We start from the raw sequence: 24,027 nt of genomic DNA on the forward strand, positions 1-24,027 counted from the left end.
GGTCAGTCCTCCTGAGCGGAAAGGGTGATGTCACCGGTGTCGTCGATGTCACCGGTGGCCTGGGCGATCCTGGCGGCCAGGACCGGTCCGATCTGGGCCAGCGAGCCGGCCCGGGTCATCTGGTCGTGCCGGGTGGTGATCTCGTGGGATTCGATCCGGCCCGTGAGGTACGGCCGCCAGACGTCCGGTCCGGCGTCGTCCTGGGCCCGGTCGATCGTGGAGTTGAACAGCAGCAGGTCGCCGTCGTGCGTGCCGGGGACGAAGTCGACCGCCAGCTTCGCGTTGTTGATCATGATGTCGACGATGACCTCCACCTGCCGCTCGTCGAGCCCGGCGAGCGCGCTGCCGCGCCGGTTCAGCACCTCGGCGACCTCGGCGTAGGTGATGTCGCGGTCGCCCAGCTCGGCCGGGTCCACGTCGAGCACGCCGACGAGCACGTCCCGCACGGTGGGCACGGGTTCGTCCTCGAACCGGACGTCCTTGACGGGGTAGGCGTCGAGGACGGCCAGCAGCGCGGTCCGTTCGCCGCGCGCCCGGAGTTCGCAGGCGAGTGCGTGGGCGATCAGTCCGCCCGCGGACCAGCCGAGCAGCAGGTACGGTCCCTGCGGCTGGATCTTCTGGATGTGGTCGGCGTAGTCGGCCGCCATGTCCTCGTACGACACCGGCAGCGGCTCGGGGCGTCCGAGACCGCGCGCCTGGAGGGCGTAGACCGGGTGCCGCGGGTCGATGTGGTGGAGCAGTCCGCTGTACGACCAGCTGATGCCGCCGCCGGGGTGCACGCAGAACAGCGGGGTCTCGGTGCCGGTCGACCGCAGCGGCAGCAGTACGTCGAGCGCGTCGTCCGGGTTGTCCATGGCGAGGCGTTCGGTGAGCCCGGCGACGGTCGGCGCCTCGAACAGCATCCGCAGCCCCAGTTCCAGCCCCAGGGTCTCGCGGATGCGGGCGGCCAGCCGGGCGGCCAGCAGCGAGTGTCCGCCCAGGTCGAAGAAGCCGTCGTCGATGCCCATGTGTTCGCGGCCGAGCACTTCGGCGAAGAGCCCGCACAGCATCTGCTCCTGCGGGGTCCGGGGTCCGCGCCCCACACCCGAGACGCCGTACTCCGGGGCGGGCAGCGCGGCCCGGTCCAGTTTGCCGTTGGCGGTGAGCGGCAGCGCGTCCACGGTGACGAAGGCGGCCGGGACCATGAAGTCGGGCAGTTCGCGGCGCAGCCGGCCGGACAGCTCGGCGGTCTCCGGCACGGCGTCGGGCGCGGGCACCAGGTAGGCGACGAGGCGCTTGTCCCCGGGCCGGTCCTCGCGGGCGACGACGGCCGCCTGGGCGACGCCGGGGCAGCCCGCGAGGACGGCTTCCACCTCGCCGGGCTCGATGCGCTGGCCGCGCAGCTTGACCTGGTGGTCGACGCGCCCGGCGAAGTCCAGCGTGCCGTCGGGGCGCCACGACGCGAGGTCGCCGGTGCGGTACATGCGGCTCCCGGCGGGCCCGTACAGGTCGGCGGTGAAGCGCTCCGCGGTGAGGCCGGGCCGGCCGAAGTAGCCGCGCGCGACGCCCGTCCCGGCGAGGTACAGCTCGCCGACCAGGCCGGCCGGCAGCGGGCGCAGGCGGTCGTCCAGCACGTAGGCGCGCATGTTCGCCATGGGGCCGCCGATCGGCACGGTGGCGGCGTTCTCGGGGAGGCCGCGTACCTGGTGGCGGGTGGCGAGGGTGGTGGCCTCGGTGGGTCCGTAGCCGTTGACGACCTCGATGCCGGGGCAGGCGGCGAGCACCCGGGCGACGGCGGCCGGCGAGACCACGTCGCCGCCGGTCCACACCTCGCGCACTCCGGCGAGCAGCCCGGGGCGCTCCTCCGCGACGAGCCGGAACAGCCCGGCGGTCAGCCAGAGCCCGGTGACGCCGTGCGTGTCGATGGTGTGCTGGAGCAGGTCGAGGTCGAGCTGTCCGGGCGGTGCGACGACGATCCGGCCGCCGCTGAGCAGCGGCACCCACAGTTCGTACGTGGAGAGGTCGAAGGCGGTCGGGGAGTGCATGAGCACCCGCTCGTGTCCGCCGCCCCGCCACTCCGGAGTGAGCGCGAGGCCCACCACGTCCCGGTGCGTGACGGCCACGCCCTTCGGCCGCCCGGTCGAGCCGGAGGTGTACATGATGTACGCCAACTGCCCCGGCTCGCACGGCACTTCCACGGCGTCCGGGCCATGGCGTCCGGCACTGTCCAGCGCGTCCAGCACCTCCCGGGTGAGGACGAGCGCGGCGCCGCTCTCCCGCATGATCAGGTCGATGCGGGAGGCCGGGAAACGCGGGTCGAGCGGGACGTAGGCGCCGCCCGCCTTGATGACGGCCAGGATCGCCACGACCAGCTCGGCCGAGCGGTCGAGCATGACCGCGACCGGGCTCTCGGGCCGGACGCCCTGACCGATCAGGGCCCGGGCCAGGGTGTCGGACCGCCGGTCGAGTTCCGCGTACGTCAGCTCGGTGCCGTCCGCCACGACGGCGACGGCATCCGGGGTGGCACGCACCTGGCGGGCGAACAACGCGGGCAGCGCGTCCGGGGGCAGTTCCGCGGCGGTGTCGTTGAACGCGTGGAGCAGCCGGTGGCGTTCCGCGCCGGACATGAGGCCGATCCGGCTGATCGGCCGGTCCGGTGCGGCGACGGCCGCCCGCAGCAGCCGGGCCCAGCGCTCGAACAGCAGCTCCACGGTGGCTGCGTCGAACAGGTCGGTGGCGTACTCCACCGCGCCGACGAGTCCGTCGGCGCCGCCGTCCGGGCGGAACTGCTCGGCGAGGCTGAAGGTGAGGTCGACGCGGGATGTCCCGGTCGGTGCCTCCAGGTGGTCCGTGTCGAGGCCGGGCAGGGCGAAGTCGCCCAGCGGGGCGTTCTGAAGGGCCAGCATGACCTGGAACAGCGGGTGGTGGGCCAGGGACCGCACCGGATTGGCCACCTCCACCAGGTATTCGAAGGGCACGTCCTGGTGGTCGTACGCGGTGAGTGCCTTCTGCCGGACGCGGCCCAGGAGTTCCGCGAAGCCGGGGTCGCCGCCGGTGTCGGTGCGCAGGACGAGGGTGTTGACGAAGAAGCCGACGAGCTCGTCCAGCGCCTGGTCGGTGCGGCCGGCGATCGGGCTGCCGATGGGGATGTCCGTGCCGGCGCCGAGCCGGGTGAGCAGGGCGGCGAGTCCGGCCTGGAGCACCATGAACATGCTGGCGCCGCGTTCGGCGGCCAGGTCGCGCAGGGCCTGGTGCAGCTCGGGGTCGAGCCGGACGACGACCCGGTCGCCGCGCTGCGAGGCGACGGGCGGCCGGGGCCGGTCGGCGGGGAGCGGGAGCTGCTGCGGGATGCCCGCGAGCTCGTCGCGCCAGTAGGCGAGCTGCCGGGCGAAGAGACTGTCCGGGTCGCCGGCGTCACCGAGCAGGTCGCGCTGCCAGCGGGTGTAGTCGGCGTACTGCACGGGCAGCGGGGACCAGCCCGGTTCCTCGTCGCGGCAGCGGGCGGCGTACGCGGTCGCGAGGTCGGCGGAGAGCGGGCCCATGGACCAGCCGTCGGCGGCGATGTGGTGGACCACGACGAGCAGTACGTGGCGGTCGGGGGCGAGCGCGAACAGCTCGGCCCGGACCGGGGGTTCCGCCGCGAGGTCGAAGCCGCGCCGCGCCGCTTCGGCCAGGCGACCGGGGAGCGCGCTCTCGTCCAGATCCACGACGGGCAGCGCGGGGTGCGCCTGTGCCGGGGTCAGCACGACCTGGTGCGGGGTGCCGTCGGTCTCGCGGAACACCGTGCGCAGGCTCTCGTGCCGGGCGACGACGTCCGCGAGCGCGGCGTGCAGCGCGTGCCGGTCGAGGCTGCCGGTGAGGCCGAGCGCGAGCGGCATGTTGTACGTGGCGCTCGGCCCGTCCATCCGGTGCAGGAACCACAGGCGGCGCTGGGCGAAGGACAGCTCCACGCGCTCCGCGCGGGGCAGGGCGGTCAGCGCGGGGCGGGCGGCTCCGGCCCCGTCGAGGCGGGCCGCCAGACCGGCCACGGTGGGGGTCTCGAAGAGGGTGCGGACCTCCAGCTCCGCGCCGAGGGTCGCTCGGACCCGGGAGGCCAGGCGGGTCGCGAGCAGCGAGTGCCCGCCGAGGTCGAAAAAGCTGTCGTCCACCCCGACCTGGGCGAGTCCGAGGACTTCGGCGTACAGCTCCGCGAGCAGCTGCTCCTGCGGGGTGCGGGGTGCCCGTCCGCCCACGGCGGGGCCGAGGTCGGGCGCGGGCAGCGCGCGCCGGTCCAGCTTCCCGCTGGCCGTCAGCGGCAGGGCGTCCAGCGCCACGAACGCCGACGGGACCAGGTGGTCGGGGAGCCGTTCACGCAGCCAGTCGCGGAGTTCGCCGAGGAGGGCGCCGGTGCTCCGGCCGCCGGTGGGGCGGTTGGTCAGCGAGGACAGCGGCCGGCCGACGGGCCGCGTGGGGCGGTAGGCGACCGGGGAGCCGTGGAGCACGCCCGGGTCCGCGAAGACGACGTCCAGGGCGTCGTCCGAAGTGGCCGACCAGGTGACGGACACCGCGCGGCCGTGCTCCCGGCCGAGGGCGTGGAAGTCCTCGGGGTCGGGGAGGCCGTGCTCCTCGTCCGGGGCGTGCAGCCGTTCCCGCAGCTCCGCGAGGGCGGCGGTGTCTTCGTGCAGCGCGCGGGCGAGGGCTGATTCCCGCACGACACGGCGGTTGGGGACGCCGGTGATCCGCAGGACGTCGGCGGGCGGCTCCGCGAGGAGGCCGCGCAGGGCGTCGGGGCCTGCGATGTCCCGGCCCCAGGCCAACTCTGCGGTCCGGGGCGCGGGCTCCGGGGCGGCGGGTGCCTTGTGCAGGGTGACGTCGTAGCGGTAGCGGCTCAGTTCGTTGTGGTGGCGGCCGCGCTTGACCTCGACGGACACCGTGCCGATGTCCGTGCCGTGCTCCCGCAGGGCGGCGAAGAAGTCCGGGTCGACCAGGAGTTCCTTCTCCACCCTGACCGCCTGCTCCACCGCACGGCGTACGGCGGCGGGGTCGGCGTCGTCACCCGTCCGGTGCAGCTGGACGGCGGTCGCGAACGGGCGCAGCAGGCGCAGATTGCGTACGTCTCCGATGAACAGGGCGCCACCTGGGGCGAGCAGCCCCATGAGCTTGCCGATGACGTCGGCGAGGTAGTTGGCGGACGGGAAGTACTGCACCACCGAGTTGATGACGATGGTGTCGAACGCCCCGGCCGGCAGTCCCTCGGTGTCGTGCGCCGGACGGGTCTGGAGGACCACCCGCCCGATGAGCCGTTCCTCGTCGGCCACCTGGGCGGTCAGGGCGTCGATGGCGGTGGCGGAGAAGTCGGTCGCCCAGTAGGTCTCGCAGTGGGGCGCGATCCGGGAGAGCAGCAGGCCGGTGCCGACGCCGACTTCGAGCACCCGGCGGGGGGCGAGGCCGAGGATGCGGGCCACGGTGGCGTCCCGCCATTCGCGCATCTGCTCCTCGGGGATGGGCTGTGCGTCGTAACTGCTGTTCCAGCCGACGAAGTTGTCGCCGAAGGGTGCCGTGTCGGGAGCGATGGGCAGGGCGTCGTAGATGTCCTGCCACTCCCCCACCTGGTCCGCTTCGAGGCCGCTGTCCCTGGCCGGGTCCTGGTGCGGGACGACGTAGCCGACGAGCCGGTCGTCCTGAGCGAGGACGGCGGTCTGCGCGACGGCGGGGTGTGCGGTGAGTGCGGCCTCGATCTCGCCGGGTTCGACACGGAAGCCGCGCACCTTCACCTGGTCGTCGGCGCGGCCGGCGTACTCCAGCTGTCCGTCGCCGAGTCGGCGGACGAGGTCGCCGGTGCGGTACATGCGCTCACCGGGGACGAATGGGCAGGCGACGAACCTGCCCGCCGTCAGCCCGGGCCGGTTGAGGTAGCCCCGGGCGAGGCCCGCGCCTGCCACGTACAGCTCGCCGGTGACGCCGGGCGGCACGGGCCCGAGCCGGTCGTCCAGGACGTACACCCGGGCGTTGGCGATGGGCCGGCCGATCGGTGGCACACCGTGGCCGGGGGTCAGCGGGTCGCTCATGGTCGCGCAGACGGTGGTCTCGGTCGGGCCGTACGCGTTGATCATGCGGCGTCCGGGCGCCCACCGCGCCACCAGCTCGGGCGGGCACGCCTCCCCGGCCACGACCAGCGTGGACGCGCGCACGGTCCCGTCCGGCACGGCGGCCAGGACCGACGGCGGCACCGTGACATGGGTGATGCCGAGGTCCGGGTCGGTGAGTGCGGCGACGGGCTCGGTCGCCGGGGGCAGCACGAGGGCGGCGCCGCTGAGCAGGGCGGTGCAGATCTCCGAGACCGAGGCGTCGAAGCTGGGCGAGGCGAACTGGAGGACCCGGCTGTCGGGTCGGACCGCGAAGCGTTCGATCTGCCCGGCGACCAGGCTCGCCAGACCACCGTGTCCGACGATGACACCCTTGGGCCGACCGGTCGAGCCGGAGGTGTAGATGACGTAGGCCGGGTGCCGCACATCGAGCGCGACCCGCGGGTCGGTCTCCGGCCAGTCGCCCTCCGACACCGTCGCGGGGTCGTCGACCACCAACGCCGGACGGGCATCGTCCAGCATGTACGCGATCCGCGCCCGCGGATACGCCGGGTCCACCGGCAGATACGCCGCACCGGCCTTCAGTACCCCCAGGACCGCGACCACCGACTCCACCGACTTCGGCAGAGCCACCGCCACCACCTGCTCCGGACCCACCCCACGCGCGATCAGGGCGTGGGCGAAGCGGTTGGCACGGCTGTCGAGTTGTCGATATGTCAGTTCGTCGTCGCCGCAGACGAGTGCGAGCGCGTCGGGTGTCGCCTCCACCTGGGCCGCGAAGGCCCGGGGAAGCGGGACCGCGCCGACGTCTCGGGTGGTGGCGTTGTCCCGTTCCAGCAGCCGGTGCCGCTCGTCGGCGTCGAGGAGGTCGATCCCGCCGATCGGCTGTTCCGGGTCTGCGGTGACGGCCTTCAGCAGGAGCGTCCAACGGCGGACCAGCGTCTCGACCGTCGTGCGGTCGAACAGGTCGGTGGCGTACTCGACGGCTCCGACGATGCCGGCCGGGGCGCCGTCCGGAGAGAACCGCTCCACCATGCTCACGCCGAGGTCGAACTTGGCGGTGCCGGTCGCGACCGCGTAGGTCGTGACGTCCAGGCCGGGCAGCGAGAACCGGCCGGTCGGGGCGTTCTGCACGGCCAGGATGGTCTGGAAGAGAGGGTGGTGGGACAGCGACCTGGACGGGTTCAGCGCCTCCACCAGATGCTCGAACGGCACGTCCTGATGCGCGTACGCCGACAACGCCGTCTCCCGCACCCGACCCAGCAGCTCACCGAAACTCGGATCGCCGCTCGTGTCCGTCCGGAGCACCAAGGTGTTCACGAAGAACCCGACCAGATCGTCCAGCGCCTCGTCGGTACGCCCCGCGATCGGACTCCCGATCGGGATATCGGTCCCCGCGCCCAACCGCGTGTACAGCGCGGCCAGACCCGCCTGCAACACCATGAACAGGCTGGTGCCCGTCCGCCTGGCCAGCTCGGCCAGTGAGGTGTGCAGTTCGGTGTCGAGTTCCAGGCCGATGTGGTCGCCCTGCCGGCCGGCGACGGCGGGGCGGGGGCGGTCGGTGGGCAGGGGAAGCAGTTCCGGCAGGTCGGCAAGTTGCCGCTTCCAGTAGCCGAGTTGTTCGGCGAAGCGGCTCTCCGGGTCAGCGGCGTCACCGAGGAGTTCGCGCTGCCAGAGCGTGTAGTCGGCGTACTGGACCGGCAGTTCCGGCCTGGCCGCAGGCCGGCCTTCGCAGCGTGCCGCGTACGCCTCGGCGAGGTCGCGGGCCAGCGGGCCGGTGGACCAGCCGTCGGCGACGATGTGGTGCATGACGAGGAGCAGCACGTACTCGTCGGGTGCGACCGTGAACAACTCGGCGCGCAAGGGCGGTTCGGCCGACAGGTCGAAGGGCTGCCGGGCGGACTCGGCGAGGAGGTGCGGCAGTTCGTCCGCCGGCACCTCGGGCGCGCGGGCCCGGAGCCGGACGGCTGCCGGTTCCAGCAGCCGCTGGCAGGGTACGCCGTCGACCTCCGGGAACACCGTCCGCAGGCTCTCGTGCCGGGCCACCACATCGGCCAGCGCCTGGTCGAGCGCGCCCCGGTCGAGCGTTCCGGTCAGCTGGAGCGCCAGCGGGATGTGGTATGTGGCGGCGGTGGCGTCCATGCGGTGCAGGAACCACAGGCGGCGCTGCGCGAAGGACAGCGGCACCGTTTCGGGCCGCTCGTACGCGGTGAGCGCCGGGCGCACCCCGTCGGCCGCCGCCAGTGCCCCGGCCAGGCCGGCCACGGTGGGTGCCTGGAAGAGGGCGCGCAGCCCGAGTTCCACGCCGAGCACCGAGCGCACCCGGGCGACCAGCCTGGTGGCGAGCAGGGAGTGCCCGCCCAGGTCGAAGAAGTCGTCGTCCACGGAGACCCGGGGCACGTCGAGCACCTCCGCGAACAGTTCGGCGAGGATCTGCTCACGCGGGGTGCGCGGCGCCCGGCCGCCGTCCGTGGACGCGGGGTCCGGCGCGGGCAGCGCCGCCCGGTCCAGCTTCCCGTTCGGCGTCAACGGCAACGCGTCGAGCAGCGCGAACGCGGACGGCACCAGGTAGTCCGGCAGCCGGTCGCGCAGGTGGGCGGCCAGCTCCACGGGGCGCACGGCCGCACCGGGACGCGGCACCACGTAGCCGACGAGCCGGTCGTCCCGGGCCACGACGGCGGCCTGGGCCACGCCGGGGTGCGCGGCGAGCGCGGCCTCGACCTCGCCCGGCTCGATCCGGAAGCCGCGCACCTTCACCTGCTGGTCGGCGCGGCCGGCATACTCCAGCTCGCCGTCGGCGCGGCGCCGGACCAGGTCGCCGGTGCGGTACATCCGCGCGCCCGCCGGACCGAAGGGGCAGGCCGTGAACCGTCCCGCCGTGAGGCCGGGGCGGCCCAGGTAGCCGCGGGCCAGGCCGGGCCCGGCAACGTACAACTCACCGGTCACGCCCGGCGGTACGGCGCGCAGCCGTTCGTCCAGGACGTAGGTCCGGAAGTCCGCGACCGGGCGGCCGATCGGGGGCACACCGGTGCCCGGGACGAGCGGATCGCTCATGGTGGCGCAGACCGTGGTCTCGGTCGGGCCGTACGCGTTGATCATGCGGCGTCCGGGGGCCCACCGCTCGACCAGTTCCGGCGGGCACGCCTCGCCCGCGACCACCAGGGTGGAGGCGGTGAGTCCGGCATCGCCCAGTGCGGCGAGGGCGGAGGGCGGCAGTGTCACATGGGTGACGCCGAGGTCCGGGTCCGCGAGGGCGTCCAGCGGGGTGTCGGCGGGGGCGAGGACGAGCGCGGCGCCGGTCAGCAGCGCGCCGCACAGGTCCCAGAAGGACGCGTCGAAGCTGGGCGAGGCGAACTGGAGCACCCGGCTCCCCGCCGCCACGCCGAGCCGGTCGGCCTGCACCGCTGCCAGACGCGACACACCGGCGTGGCTCACGACGACGCCCTTGGGGCGGCCGGTCGAGCCGGAGGTGTAGATGACGTAGGCCGGGTGCCGCACATCGAGCGCGACCTGCGGGTCGCTCTCGGGCCGGTCGCCCTGCGACACCATCGCGGGGTCGTCCACCACGAGGGCCGGACGAGCGTCATCGAGCATGTACGCGATACGGGCCTCGGGGTACGCCGGGTCCACCGGCAGATACGCCGCACCGGCCTTCAGCACACCGAGCACGGCGACCACCGACTCCACCGACCTCGGCAGAGCCACCGCCACCACCTGCTCCGGGCCCACCCCACGCGCGATCAACGCATGAGCGAACCGGTTGGCGCGCACGTCGAGTTGTCGGTACGTCAACTCCTCGTCGCCGCAGACGAGGGCGACCGCGTCCGGTGTCGCCGCCACCCGCCCCGCGAACAGTTCCGGAAGGCTCGTCCCGGCCGCCTCGTCCGCGACGGCGGGCAGCAGCGCGCCGCGCTCCGCGGCGGACAGCAGATCGATGGCACCGATCGGGCGCTCCGGAGCGGCGACGACCTCGGCCAGCAGCCTGGTCCACCTGGCGGCCAGCGCCTCGACCGTCGCGCGGTCGAACAGGTCGGTGCTGTATTCCACGGCGCCGCTGAGGCCGGCCGGCTCGCCGTCGGGGCCGTACTCCTCGGCGAACCCGAAGGTCAGGTCGAGCCGCGCGGTCCCCGTGAGCACGGGCAGCGCGGAGACCTGGAGGCCGGGGAGGTCGAAGGCGCCGCCCGGCGCGTTCTGCACGGCCAGGCCGGTCTGGAAGAGGGGGTGGTGGGACAGCGACCGGGAGGGGTTCAGCGCCTCCACCAGATGCTCGAACGGCACGTCCTGATGCGCGTACGCCGACAACGCCGTCTCCCGCACCCGGCCCAGCAGCTCACCGAAGCTCGGGTCACCACTGGTGTCCGTCCGGAGCACCAAGGTGTTCACGAAGAACCCGACCAGATCGTCCAGCGCCTCGTCGGTACGCCCCGCGATCGGACTCCCGATCGCGATGTCCGTCCCCGCGCCCAACCGTGTGTACAGCGCGGCCAGACCCGCCTGCAACACCATGAAGAGGGTGGCGCCGGATCGCCGGGCCAACTCTACGAGCCGCGCGTGCAGTTCGGCGTCGATGCGGAGTTCCAGCACATCCCCGGCGTACGACATGACGGCCGGGCGCGGTCGGTCGGCGGGGAGGTGGAGCTGTTCGGGCATGCCCGCCAGCGTCCGTTCCCAGTAGGCGACTTGACGGGAGAAGAGGCTGTCGGGGTCGTCCTCGTCGCCGAGGAGTTCGTGCTGCCACAAGGTGTAATCCGCGTACGTCACCGGCAGCGGCGGCCACTCCGGTGCTCCGCCGCTCCGCCGGGTGGTGTAAGCGGCGGCCAGGTCGCGGGCGAGCGGGCCCATGGACCAGCCGTCCCCGACGATGTGGTGCATGACGAGGAGCAGCACGTGCTCGTCCGGTGCGACCGCGAACAGCTCGGCCCGCACGGGGATTTCGGTGGTCAGGTCGAAGCCGCGCACGGCCGCGTCCCGCAGCAGCGCGGGCACCTCGGACGCGCCGGCCGGGCGCACGGTCAGCGGGACGCCGGCCTCGGCGGTGTCCAGCACGCGCTGGTGCGGGATGCCGCCGGTGTGCGGGAACACCGTGCGCAGGGTCTCGTGGCGGGTCATCACGTCGGCCAGGGCGGCGCCGAGCGCGTCCCGGTCGAGGTCGCCGGAGAGCCGCAGGGCCAGCGGCATGTGGTAGGTGGCGCTCGGCGCGCCGAACTGCTGGAGGAACCAGAGGCGGCGCTGGGCGAACGACAGCGGCAGCATCTCGCGCCGAGGCCGGGGCACGAGTGCGCGGCGCGCGGTGCCGGCGTCGTGCAGCCCGGCCGCCAGCCCGGCGGGGGTCGGGTCGCGGAACAGGGCGCGCAGTTCCAGTTCGATACCGAGGGTCGCCCGGACCCGCGAGACGAGCCGGGTGGCGAGTAGGGAGTGCCCGCCCAGCGCGAAGAAGTCGTCGTCGGCCCCGACCCGGGAGAGGCCCAGGACGTCGGCGAACAGCTCGCACAGGATCTGTTCCTGCGGGGTGCGCGGCGCCCGGCCGCCCCCGTGGACGCGACGTCCGGCGCGGGCAGCGCCGCCCGGTCCAGCTTCCCGTTCGGCGTCAACGGCAACGCGTCGAGCAGCACGAACCCGGACGGAACCAGGTACTCCGGCAGCCGGTCGCCCAGGTGTGCGGCGAGTGCCGCCGGGGTCGTCCCGGCCGGGTCCGACGGGACGACGTAGGCGACGATCCGGTCCTCCCGGGCGAGCACCGCGACCTGGGCAACGCCTGCGTGGGCGGTGAGCTCGGCCTCGATCTCGCCGGGTTCGATGCGGAAGCCGCGCACCTTGACCTGGTGGTCGGCCCGGCCGGCGAACTCCAGCTCGCCGTGGGCTCCCCAGCGCACCAGGTCTCCGGTGCGGTACATGCGCGCGCCGGCCGGCCCGTACGGATCGGCGACGAAACGGCCGGCGGTCAGCCCGGGCCGGTCGAGGTAGCCCCGGGCGAGCCCGGTGCCGGCGAGGTACAGCTCGCCCAGGACGCCGGGGGCGACCGGTCGCAGGGCCTCGTCCAGGACGTACACCCGGCAGTTGTCGACGGGACGGCCGATCGGCACGGGCCGCGGGCAGTCGGCCGGGTCGCCGGGGAGGGCGTAGGCGGTGACGACGTGGGTCTCGGCGGGGCCGTAGTGGTTGTGCAGCACCCGGCCGGGCCGGGCGGCGAAGCGGCGTACGGCACCGCCCAGGCGCATCGCCTCCCCGGCCTGGGCGACGAGCCGCAGGTGCGGCAGTTCGAGACCGGCTTCCTCGACGGCCTCGGCCAGTGCCTCGACCACCAGGTTCGGTGCGAACAGCTCCTGGACGCGGTGGCGGTCCAGCCAGTGGGCGAACAGTTCGGCGCTGCGGCGCTGCTCCTCGGTGGGCACCACCAGGGTCTTCCCGTACAGCAGGGCGGACAGCATCTCCTGCACGGAGACGTCGAAGCTGATCGCGGTGAACTGCGCGGTGCGCGTGCCGGGTTCGCCGCCGACGGCGCGGTGGTGCCAGGCCAGCAGGTTGAGCAGGGCGGCGGCGGGCATGACGACGGCCTTGGGCCGGCCGGTGGAGCCGGAGGTGTAGATGACGTAGGCCGGGTGGCGGGTGTCCGCGCGCACGCCCGGGTCGTGCTCGGGCAGTGTGCCGGACGGCGTCACGGCGGCGAGGTCGTCGAGCACCACGGCCGGGCGCGCGTCCTCCATCATGTACGCGATGCGGGCGGCCGGGTAGTCCGGGTCCACCGGCAGGTACGCCGCGCCGGTCTTCAGTACCGCGAGCACGGCGACCACCAGCTCGGCGGAGCGCGGCAGCCGCAGGGCGACGACCTGCTCGGGGCCCGCCCCTCGGGCCGTCAGGGCGTGGGCGAGGCGGTTGGCCCGGCGGTTCAGCTCCCCGTACGACAGCACGGTGTCCTCGAAAACCACGGCCGGGGCGTCGGGGGTGGCCCGGACCCGCTGCTCGAAGAGTGCGGGGAGGGTGGTGTCGGCGGCCGGGCGGGCGGTGTCGTTGCGGGCGGCCAGCAGCTCGTGCCGTTCGGCGGCGGTGAGGACGTCGATCCGGCTCAGCGGGAGCCCCGGATCGGCGACGACCGCCGCGAGCAGCCGCAGCCAGCGGGCGACCAACGACTCCACGGTGGCGGGGTCGAACAGGTCGGTGCTGTACTCGACGCGCCCGACGATGCCCTCGGCGGCGCCGGGGCCGCCGCGCTCCAGGAGGTGGAAGCCGAGGTCGAACATCGTCGTCGGCGTCCCCACCAGGACGGGTTCGGTGGCGAGACCGCTCAGGGCGAAATCGGTGCGGGGCACGTTCTGGAGGGCCAGCAGCACCTGGAACAGCGGCTGGCGGGTGAGCGAGCGGGCCGGGTTCAGCGCCTCCACGACCTGCTCGAACGGCAGGTCCTGGTGGGCGTACGCGCCGAGCGCGTTCTCCCGGACGCGGCCCAGCAGTTCGGCGAACGTGGGGTCGCCCGAGGTGTCGGTGCGCAGGACCAGCGTGTTGACGAAGAACCCGATGAGGTCGTCGAGGGCCTGGTCGGTGCGGCCGGCGATGAGGCTGCCGACCGGGATGTCCTTGCCCGCCCCGAGTTTGTCGAGCAGGGAGGCCAGGGCGGCCTGGAGCACCATGTACACGCTGGCGCCGTGCTCGCGGCCGAGGCGGACCAGCCCGGCGTGGAGTTCCGCGTCCAGCTCGATCGCGAGCCGGCCGCCGGCACTGGAAGGGGTTGCGGGGCGGGGGCGGTCGGCGGGGAGCCGGATCTGTTCCGGCAGGCCCGCGAGCGTCCGGGTCCAGTAGTCGGTCTGCCGGGCGAGCAGGCTGTCCTCGTCGGACGCGTCACCGAGGAGTTGGTGCTGCCAGAGGGTGTAGTCGGCGTACTGAACGGGAAGCGGTGCCCACTGCGGGGCCTCGCCACGGACGCGTGCCGCGTACGCGGTGGCCAGGTCGGCGGCGAGCGGTCCGAGCGACCAGCCGTCCCCGGCGATGTGGTGCATCACGAGGAGCAGTACGTGCTCGTCCGCCGCGACCTCGAACACCTCGGCGCGCAGGGGAGGTTCGGCGGCCAGGTCGAAACCGCGCGCGGCGGCGGCCGTGAGCAGTTCCGGCAGTGTCTGCGTGTCGGCCGGGGTCACCGCCAGGGCCGGGTGTGCTTCTCCGACCGGCAGGACGTGCTGGTACGGCACCCCTTCCTCGGCGGGGAACACCGTACGCAGAGTTTCGTGCCGGTCCACGAGGTCACCGAGCGCCGCTGCGAGGGCGGCGGGGTCCAGCGGGCCGGTGAGCCGCCAGCCGAGGGGCATGTTGTAGACGGATGCGGCGCCCTCCAGCTGGCGCAGGAACCAGAGGCGGCGCTGAGCGGAGGACAGCGGCACCCGCTCGGGCAGCTCCGCCGGTGCCAGTGCGGGCCGGGCCCGGCCGGCGGCGCCCAGCCCCGCGGCCAGTCCGGCCACGGTCGGCGTACGGAAGAGGGTGGGGAGGGCCAGCTCCACGTTGAGCGTCGCGCGGACGCGGGCGACGAGCCGGGTGGCGAGCAGGGAGTGCCCGCCGAGGTCGAAGAAGTCGTCGTCGGCGCCGACCCGGGGCACCCCCAGCACCTCGGCGAACAGCCCGGCCAGTACGTGTTCCTCGGGCGTACGCGGCGCCCGGCCGGCCGTCGTGGCGGCGTCGGGCTCGGGCAGGGCGCGCCGGTCCAGCTTGCCGTTGGGGGTCAGCGGCAGCGCGTCGAGCGGAACGAAGGCGGCGGGCACCATGTACTCCGGCAGCCGCTCACGCAGGTGCGCCCGCAGCCCCTCGGTCTGCGGCGCGGCACCGGCGGCGGGTTGCACGTACGCGATCAGCCTGGAGCCCTGCGCGCCGTCCTGCCGGGCGACCACGGCGGTACGTGCGATGTCCTCGTGCTCGCCGAGGACGGCCTCGATCTCGCCCAGCTCGATGCGGAAACCGCGTACCTTCACCTGATCGTCCGTACGCCCCAGGAACTCGAGGTTCCCGTCCGCGTTCCAGCGCACCAGGTCACCCGTGCGGTACATGCGCGTACCGTCCGGGCCGTACGGGTCGGCGACGAACCGTCCTGCCGTCAGGCCCGGCCGGTTCAGGTAGCCGCGCGCCAGCCCGGAGCCCGCGATGTACAGCTCGCCCGCCACACCGGTCGGCACCGGTCGCAAGGCGCCGTCCAGCACATGGAGTCGGGCGTTGGCGACGGGCCTGCCGATGACCGGGCGCGGGCTCGATGCCACGGGCGCGGTCACCGAGTTGACCGTGCACTCGGAGGGCCCGTACAGGTTGTGGCACACCGTCCCCTCGGCGTCCCTCAGCCGCTCCCACAGCTGCTGCGGGACGGCCTCACCGCCAGCCGCGACCAGCGACGGACGACGCCGGGAACCGTCCAGCAGCCCTTGCTCGACCAGCACCGCGAGGTAGGAGGGGGTCGCCTCGACATAGTCCAGACCGCGGCGCGCCGCGTAGTCGAGGTAAGCCTGCGGATCGGTCCACGTCGCCTCGTCCAGGACGTGCAGCTCATGCCCGGCGAACACGGCGAACAGCTGGTCCAGAGAGGCGTCGAACGACACGGACGTGGTGAGCCCGACGCGCAGCCGCTCCCCCGTCGGCGAGACCAGCAGGCCGTGGTGCGCGTACAGGTTGACCAGACCGGTGTGCGTGACGACGACGCCCTTGGGGCGGCCGGTGGACCCCGAGGTGTAGATGACGTAGACCGGCTGGGCCGGATCGACCGGCACCATCGGGTCGGTGGCGGGGCACCCTTCGATCAGCGCGGAGGTCTCCGGGTCGTCGAGCACCAACCGGTCGTCGGCCACCCCCGGAAGGCTCTGCCCGGTACGCGTATCGGTCACGGTGAGCACGGGCCGGGCGTCGTCCAGGAGGTACGCGATCCGAGCGGCCGGGTACTCCGGATCCACCGGCACATACGCCGCCCCCGACTTCAGCACCGCGAGAATCGCCACCACCAGCTCCGCCGACCTCGGCAACGCCACCGCGACCAACCGCTCCGGACCCGCACCCCGCGCGATCAGCACACGCGCCAGCCGGTTCGCCCGCGCATCCAACTCCGCATACGACAGGAAGGCATCGCCGCACACGAGCGCCGTCAGGTCCGGGTGCTGCCGGACATGTTCCCGGAACAGCTCCGGCACCGTTTCGGTGCCGGTCTGGGCCGACGGTCCGGTGCCCAGCGCCGCAAGTGCTGCGTGCTCGTCGGCAGTGAGCAGGTCGAGCCGGCTGAGCCGCTGCCGGGGGTCCGCGACCGCGATGCGGAGCAGCCGCTCCCACCGGGCGAGCATCGTCTCGACGGTGGCCGGGTCGTACAGGTCTTCGGCGTACTCGACGGACCCTTCGAGCCCGTCCGGGGAGCCGTCCTCCGCGTGCCGTTCGGACATCGTGAAGATGAGGTCCAGCTTGGCCGTGGCCGACGCGGACGGCATGTCCTCGACGCGCAGGCCGGGCGGAGCGAAGTCGGCTCGGGGCGCGTTCTGGAGCGCCAGCATGACCTGGAACAACGGGTGGTGCGCGAGTGACCGGGACGGGTTCAGCACCTCGACCAGGTATTCGAACGGCACGTCCTGGTGGGCATACCCGGCGAGCGCGGTGTCCCGGACCCGTTCCAGCAGCTCGGCGAAGGTCGGGTCGCCCGAGGTGTCGGTGCGGAAGACCAGGGTGTTGACGAAGTAGCCGATCAGCTCGTCCTGCGCCTGGTCGGTGCGGCCGGCAACCGGGCTGCCGACCGGGATGTCGTCGCCGGCCCCCAGCTTGCTCAGCAGGGCGGCCAACCCCGCCTGGAGCACCATGAACAGGCTCGTCCCGTGGGCGCGGGCCAGCTCGCGGAGCCCCCGGTGCAGGTCGGCGTCCAGGCCGGCGCGCACGGAACCGCCCCGGTGCGAGGCGACCGCCGGGCGGGGCCGGTCGGCGGGCAGCTCGATCAGCTCGGGGAGCCCGGCGAGCTGCCGGGTCCAGTAGTCGGCCTGGGCGGCGAGCAGGCTGCCCCGGTCGGCGGAGTCGCCGAGGAGTTCGTGCTGCCAGAGGGTGTAGTCGGCGTACTGGACGGGAAGCGGCGCCCACTGCGGGGCCTCGCCACGGACGCGCGCCGCGTAGGCGTCGGTCAGGCCCTGGGCGAGGGGGCTCAGCGACCAGCCGTCGCCCGCGATGTGGTGGAGCACCAGGTGGAGGACGTGGTCGTCCGGTGCGAGGGCGAACAGCTCGGCGCGCAGCGGCAGGTCGGTTGCCAGGTCGAAGCGCCGGTCCCGCACCGCCGCCATCAGGGCGGGCAGCCCGGCCTCGGTGGTGTGGTGCACGGGCAGACCGGGGCGAGCTTCGGCCGCGGCCAGCACGCGCTGGTGCGGGACGCCGTCGACCGCCGGGAACACGGTGCGCAGGCTCTCGTGCCGGGCGACGACGTCGGCCAGGGCGGCTTCCAGGGCCCGCAGGTCCAGGTCGCCGGAGAGCCGCCAGGCGAGGGAGATGTGGTAGTTGGCGCCCGCGCCTTCCAGCTGGTGGAGGAACCACAGCCGGCGCTGCGCGAACGACAGCGGGATCATCTCGGGGCGCTCGCGGCGCGCCAATGCTGCCTGTGCCGGTCCGGCGGCGGGCAGGGCGGCGGCCAGGGCTGCGGGGGTCGGCGCCTCGAAGAGCGTACGCAGCGGCATCTCCACGCCGAGCGTGGCGCGGATCCGGGCGGCGAGTCGGGTGGCGAGCAGGGAGTGCCCGCCGAGCTCGAAGAAGCCGTCGTCCACGCCGGCCGACGGAATGCCCAGGACCTCCGCGAACAGCTGGCAGAGAATTTGCTCCTGGGCGGTGCGCGGCGCGCGGGACGTGGCCGCCGGGGTGAGGTCGGGGACGGGTAGGGCGCGGTGGTCGAGCTTGCCGTTGACGGTGAGCGGCAGGGCGTCGAGCGTGACGAACGCGGCGGGCACCATGTGCTCGGGCAGCCGCTCGCGCAGGTACGCGCGCAGCGCGGCGGCATCGGCTGCCCGTACGTCGGCTGCCCGCAGCTCGGCTGCCGGTACGAGGTACGCGACGAGCCGGGTGTCGTCGGCCCTGTCCTGGCGGGCGAGGACGGCGACCTGCGCGATGTCCGGATGCGCGGCCAGGACCGCTTCGATCTCGCCCAGCTCGATGCGGAAACCGCGCACCTTCACCTGCTGGTCGGCCCGGCCGACGTAGCGCAGGGTGCCGTCCGGGGTACGGCGCACCACGTCGCCGCTGCGGTACATGCGTGAGCCCGCGGGTCCGTAGGGGTCGGCCACGAAGCGCCCTGCGGTGAGGCCGGGCCGGTTCAGGTAGCCGCGTGCCAGGCAGGGGCCCGCGACGTACAGCTCGCCGGGGACGCCCGGGGCGACCGGGCGCAGGCCGGCGTCGAGTACGTAGGCCCGGAGGTCGGGGAGGGCGGTGCCGATGTCGCCGGGGGCGGTGGCGGTCCGGCCGAGTTCCGCGTAGGTGACGTGCACCGTGGTCTCGGTGATGCCGTACATGTTGACCAGGCGCGGCGCGTCCTCGGGGTGGCGCTCGTACCAGCTGGTGAGCCGGGCGTGTTCCAGCGCCTCGCCGCCGAAGACCACCGTGCGCAGGGCGAGCCGACGGCCGGTGTCCGGGGCCTCGGCGTCGGCCCGCATCAGCTGGTAGAAGGCGGACGGCGTCTGGTTGAGCACGGTCACCCGCTCGCGGGCGAGCAGGTCCAGGAACCGGCCGGGCGAACGGCTGGTCTCGTGGTCCACGACGACCAGGCGGCCGCCGTGCAGCAGGGGACCCCACAGCTCCCAGACCGAGAAGTCGAAGGAGTAGGAGTGGAAGAGGGTCCACACGTCGTCGGCGCCGAAACCGAACCGCTCGCGTGTGGTGTCGAAGAGACGCACCACATTGCGGTGCGGGATCACGACGCCCTTCGGCTCACCGGTGGAGCCGGAGGTGTGGATGACATAGGCGGCGTGGGCCGGGTCGACGGTGATCCCCGGGTCGGAGTCGGGCAGTCCGTCGAGGTCGGCGGTGTCCAGCAGCAGCCGCTCCACGCCCCACACGTCGACCTGACTGGTCGTCAGCACCAGTGACGGCCGGGTGTCCTGGAGCAGGTAGGCGATCCGGGCCGCCGGGTACTCCGGGTCCACCGGAACGTACGCCGCTCCCGCCTTGAGTACCGCGAGCACCGCCACGACCTGCTCCGCCGAGCGCGGAAGCGCCAGCGCCACCAACTGCTCCGGCACGACGCCCCGTTCGATCAGGGCGTGCGCCAGCCGGTTGGCGCGGGCGTTCAGCGCCCCGTACGTGAGTGTGGTCGCGCCGTCCGTGAGGGCGATGGCGTCGGGGGTGGCCCGCACCTGGCGCTCGAACAGCTCGGGCAGGCTGTGCCGGGGAGGTTCCGCACTCCGGCCGGCTGGCAGCAGTGCCCGGAGTTCGTCGGCGGACAGCACGTCCACCTGGCCGATGCGCCGTCCGGGATCGGCGGCGACGGCGCGCAGCAGCCGCAGCCAGCGCTCGACGATGCCGGTGACGGTGGCCGCGTCGAACAGGTCCGTGCTGTACTCCACCACGCCCGACAGCCCTTCGTTGCCGGGCTGTTCGGCCAGGACGAAGGTCAGGTCGCACTTGGCCGTGCCGGTGGGGACCAGGTCGGACGCCACGCGCAGCCGGGGCAGGTCGAAGGTGCCGGAGGGCGCGTTCTGAAGGGTGAGCATCGTCTGGAACAGCGGGTGGTGCGCGAGGGTCCGCGCCGGGTTCAGCGCCTCGACCAGGTGCTCGAACGGCACGTCCTGGTGGGCGTAGGCGCTCAGTGCCTCGGAGCGCACCCGGGCGAGGAGTTCGGTGAACGTCGGGTCGCCGGACAGGTCGGTGCGCAGCACCAGTGTGTTGACGAAGAAGCCCACCAGATCGTCCAGGGCCTCATCGGTGCGCCCCGCCACGGGCGTGCCGATCGGGATGTCGATCCCGGCTCCCAACTTGCCGAGCAGCGCGGCAAGACCGGCCTGGAGCACCATGAAGAGGCTGGCGCCGCCGTCACGGGCGACCGCGCGCAGGTCCTCGCACAGCTCCGCGTCCACGCTGACCGGCAGCTGGGCGCCCCGGTAGGACATCACCTCGGGCCTGGGCCGGTCGAAGGGCAGCTCGACCTGGTCGGGCAGGCCCGCCAGCCGCTCGCGCCAGTGGGCGAGCTGGGCACCCAGCAGGCTGTCCGGGTCGCTCCCGTCGCCCAGCAGTTCGCGCTGCCACAACGTGTAGTCGGCGTACTGGACCGGCAGCGGGGACCACTGCGGCTTCGCGCCCTCGGTCCGGGCCGCGTAGGCGGTCGTCAGGTCCTGCGAGAGCGGGCCCGTCGACCAGCCGTCACCGGCGATGTGGTGGACGACAAGCAGGAGTACGTGCTCCTCGTCGCCGAGGCGGAACAGCTCGGCGCGCAGGGGCGGTTCGCCGGAGAGATCGAAGCCCTGCCGGGCCGCCTCGGCCAGCCGGTCGGGCAGTTCGCGCTCGCCGGTCTCGGTCACCCGCAGCCGGGGCCGGGCCGCGTCGGGGTCCAGCACCCGCTGGCACGGCACTCCGGCGACCGAGGGGAAGACGGTGCGCAGGCTCTCGTGGCGTTCGACCACGTCCGCCAGGGCGGCTTCGAGGGCGCGCCCGTCCAGGCTCCCGGTCAGCCGCAGGGCGAGGGGGATGTTGTACGTGGCGCTCGGGCCCTCCATGCGGTGCAGGAACCAGAGCCGGCGCTGCGCGAAGGAGAGCGGCACGGTCTCGGGCCGATCCCGCCGGCCCAGCGCCGGGCGCGCCTGTCCTGCCGCGTCCACCCTGGCCGCCAGCCCGGCCACCGTCGGCGCGTCGAACAGGTCGCTGAGGCGCAGCTCCACGCCCAGCACGGACCGGGCCCGGGCGATGAGCCGGGTGCCGAGCAGGGAGTGTCCGCCGAGGTCGAAGAAGCCGTCGTCCAGGCCGACTTGGCCGACGCCCAGCACTTCGGCGAAGAGCCCGGCGAGCAGGTGCTCGACCGCGCTGCGCGGGGCGCGGCCCGGTGCGGCGGGCCGGTGGTCGGGGCCGGGAGCGCGCGTCGGTCCAGCTTGCCGTTGGGGGTCAGCGGCAGAGCGTCCAGCACCACGATCACCGAAGGCACCATGTGCGCCGGGAGCCGATCGCGGAGCCAGGTCCGCAGTGTGTCCTGTCGGGCGTCGTGTCCGGCGGTGGGTACGACGTAGGCGACGAGGCGGGGCTCCTCGTCGGTGCGCACGGTGACGGCGGTGCGTGCGATGTCCGGGTGCTCGGCGAGGACGGCCTCGATCTCGCCCAGCTCGATGCGGAAGCCGCGTACCTTCACCTGATCGTCCGTACGCCCCAGGAATTCGAGGTCGCCCTCGGAGTTCCAGCGCACCAGGTCACCGGTGCGGTACATGCGCGTACCGTCCGGGCCGTAAGGGTCAGCCACAAACCGCCCAGCCGTCAGGCCAGGCCGGTTGAGGTAGCCGCGCGCCAATCCCGCACCCGCGATGTACAGCTCGCCCGCCACACCACCCGGCACCGGCCGCAACGCACCGTCCAGCACATGGAGCCGGGCGTTGCCGACGGGCCGGCCGATGACGGGGCGCGGGCTCGACGCCACGGTCGCGGTCACCGAGTTGACCGTGCACTCGGAGGGTCCGTACAGATTGACGCAGTGCGTGCCCTCGGCCGCCCGCAACCGCTCCCACAGCTGCTGCGGGACGGCCTCACCGCCGGCCGCGAGCATCGCGGGACTGCGTCGCTCGTCGCTCAACAGGCCCTGCGATACGAGGTCGTGGAGGTACGAGGGTGTGGCCTCGACGTAATCCAGCTCGTGGTCACCCGCGTAGGCGACGAACGCCTCCGGGTCCGTCCAGGTCGCATGGTCCAGGACGTGCAGCTCATGGCCCGCGAAGGGGGCCATGAGCTGGTTCCAGGAGGCGTCGAAGGACACCGAGGTGGTGAGCGCCACCCGCAGCCGCTGCCGGTCCTTCAGCAGAGGGGCGAACAGTGCGTGCCGGTGGTCCGTGAGCAGGTCGGCCAGGCCGCCGTGCGTGACGACGACGCCCTTGGGACGGCCGGTGGACCCCGAGGTGTAGATGACGTAGGCGGGGTGACCGGCATCGACCGGCACCATCGGGTCGGTGGCGGGGCACCCTTCGATCAGCCCGGAGGTCTCCGGGGCGTCGAGCACCAACCGGTCGTCGGCCACCCCCGGAAGGCTCTGCCCGGTACGCGTGTCGGTCACGGTGAGCACGGGCCGGGCGTCGTCCAGGAGGTACGCGATCCGAGCGGCCGGGTACTCCGGGTCCACCGGCACATACGCAGCCCCCGACCTCAGCACCGCGAGAATCGCCACCACCAGCTCAGCCGACCTCGGCAACGCCACCGCGACCAACCGCTCCGGACCCGCACCCCGCGCGATCAGCACGCGCGCCAGCCGGTTCGCCCGCGCATCCAACTCCGCATACGACAACGACACATCGCCACACACGAGCGCCGTCAGATCCGGAGCCCTCCGCACCTGCTCCCGGAACAGCTCCGGCAGGCTCGCGGCCGAGGGCGTGGCGGTCGGCCCGGTGCCCAGCCGCGCGAGCGCGGCGTGCTCCTCGCCCGTGAGGAGGTCGACACCGCCCACCGTCGCGTCCGCGTCGAGGTCCGCGACGGCGTCGAGCAGGGCGAGCAGCCGTTCCTGGTGTGCGGCGAGGTCGTCGTCGCCGTACGCGTCCGGCGCCCCGTGCAGCCGCAGCAGCGGAGGGTTGCCGTCCCGGTAGTCGAAGAGCCAGACGGCCAGGTCGGTGGTCGAGCCGGACACGAAGTGGTGCACGGACGCGGGGTGTCCGGCGAAGCCGGGCCTGGCGTGGAAGGCCATGATGTTGACGATCAGCGGGAACGCCGTGCCGATGCCGCCCGACGCGCCGAGGTCGCGCAGCAGGTCCTCGCCGCGGTACCGCTCGTGCGCGACGACCGCCTCGACCTCGCGCGCCACCTGGGCCACCAGCTCGCCCCACGGCATGTCCGGCCGCACGGTCAGCCGGAGCGGCACCACGTTGGACATCGTGCCGGGCACGGACATCAGGTCGCGGCCGGAGCCCCGGCGCGCGGTGACGGGCAGGGCGAGGACCACGTCCCGGGTGCCGCTCAGCCGGTGGGCGTAGAGCGCGGTCGCCGCGATCACCACCCGGGACCACCTGACCCCGGCCCGGTTCGCCGCCGCCCGCAGCGCCTCCGGGTCCCGCAGCTCCCGCTCCCCGGCCACGCGCAGGACCTGGTGCGGGTCGGTCGCGGAGGCGTCGGTCAGCCGGGTCGGGGCGGGCAGGTCGGTGAAGCGGCCGGTCCAGTAGGCGCGGTCCGCCGTGAAGGCGTCGGAGGCCCGGTAGTCGGCGTCGCTGTCGACCAGCTCCCGCAGGGTGCCGAACGGGGAGGGGGCGACGGCGGCGCCCTCCGCCAGCGCCGAATACACCTCGCCGACCCGCTGCCGCACCATCGAGGCGCTGATCGCGTCCAGGACCACATGGTGGTACCTCAGGTACCAGAAGTACTCCGTGGGTGAAATCCGGATCAGCGCGTGGCCGAACAGCGGATCGCGGGACAGGTCCAGCGGGCGGGCGAGGTCGCGCTCCATCCACTCCCGGGCGGCCGCCCGGGGGTCCGGCTCCGCCCCGAGGTCGAGGTGCGCCGGGGCCCAGTCCCAGGTCGCGCGGAGGATCTGGCGGGGGCCGGCCCCGTCGTCGGTGAAGGTGACGTGGAGGGCGTCGACCTCGTCCACCACCCGGCGCAGCGCCGCTTCGAACAGCTCCGGATCGATGGGCCCATGGATCTCCAGGCACTCACCGACGCGGTAACCCGGGATCGGCGTCGGCGCACTCTGTTCAGCGAGCCAGATCTCCCGTTGGGCCGCGGTCAGGGGAAGGACGTCGCCGTCACGACGGGACATGGGGGTACCTCCAGAGGTATGAGAGGGCATGCGCGCAGGGCGCACCGGCCGCGGTGGCGTCACGCGGCCGGGCGGTGGGGCGGATTC

1 protein-coding gene and 3 pseudogenes are annotated in these 24,027 nt (G+C 73.7%); all 4 read right to left on the minus strand.

From position 1 onward, the window contains the following. Positions 1-2: 2 nt before the first annotated feature. Complete coding sequence (locus tag NEH16_RS02035; protein WP_265538712.1) at positions 3-11,318, minus strand: non-ribosomal peptide synthetase; 11,316 nt, start codon at positions 11,316-11,318, stop codon at positions 3-5. A gap of 24 nt (positions 11,319-11,342) precedes the next feature. Beyond that, positions 11,343-20,986: pseudogene (locus tag NEH16_RS02045) on the minus strand (amino acid adenylation domain-containing protein); the annotation flags it as partial. Positions 20,987-21,147: 161 nt separating this feature from the next. Next, positions 21,148-22,875 (minus strand): annotated as a pseudogene (locus NEH16_RS33820) (amino acid adenylation domain-containing protein); the annotation flags it as partial. A gap of 102 nt (positions 22,876-22,977) precedes the next feature. Further along, positions 22,978-23,970 (minus strand): annotated as a pseudogene (locus NEH16_RS33825) (condensation domain-containing protein); the annotation flags it as partial. Positions 23,971-24,027 lie beyond the last annotated feature (57 nt).

The organism is Streptomyces drozdowiczii, from assembly GCF_026167665.1.
Lineage (GTDB): Bacteria > Actinomycetota > Actinomycetes > Streptomycetales > Streptomycetaceae > Streptomyces > Streptomyces drozdowiczii_A.